This window comes from Burkholderia sp. IO2, from assembly GCF_029522185.1.
Taxonomy (GTDB): Bacteria; Pseudomonadota; Gammaproteobacteria; order Burkholderiales; family Burkholderiaceae; genus Burkholderia; species Burkholderia cenocepacia.
Genome location: NZ_JAKWFH010000148.1, coordinates 1 through 533, shown reverse-complemented (window position 1 = coordinate 533; position 533 = coordinate 1). Strand labels below are relative to the sequence as shown.

General features: G+C 61.0%; 1 pseudogene. It reads right to left on the bottom strand.

Features of this window, described 5'->3' with window-relative positions:
• Positions 1-533: pseudogene (locus MMB92_RS35225) on the bottom strand (IS110-like element ISBcen8 family transposase); the annotation flags it as partial.

Here is a 533-nt window from a genome sequence, read left to right as displayed (position 1 = left end):
GCTCTGATGGCGGGGTTGTAGCGTGTGGCAGTCAATGTAGCCATGTACAGCACGCGACGGATCGCGAAGCGGCCACCTTGAACCCGTCGTCGCCCATTACGTAAGCCGGAATCGCAAGCAATGGGAGCGACGCCAACGAGGGCTGCAATCTGACGGCGATTGAGCCGGCCCAATTCGGGCAGTTCTGCGATCAGGCAGGCGCTGGATACCGGGCCAATTCCATGTGTGGACTGCAACAGGCGGTCGAGTTCACCGAAGTGCTGGCGTACATGAGCGACCATCTGAGCGTCAATGTCATCGAGTTGTGCCTGGATGGCGGCAATGATAGCCAGCAGACTTGAATGCAGACCAACCGGCGTGATCTGGAGCCGCTGTCGCTCCGAAAGGAGCATGGTGAGTAGTTGGCGCCGTCGGGTCACCAGTGCAGCCAGCCACTGCTGCCGCTCGTCGGGAACGGGACGTAGCAAGCGGGACAGATCGTCCCGACGCAGTAGCACGGAAGCCAGTTCGGCAAGCATACGTGCGTCGATGGC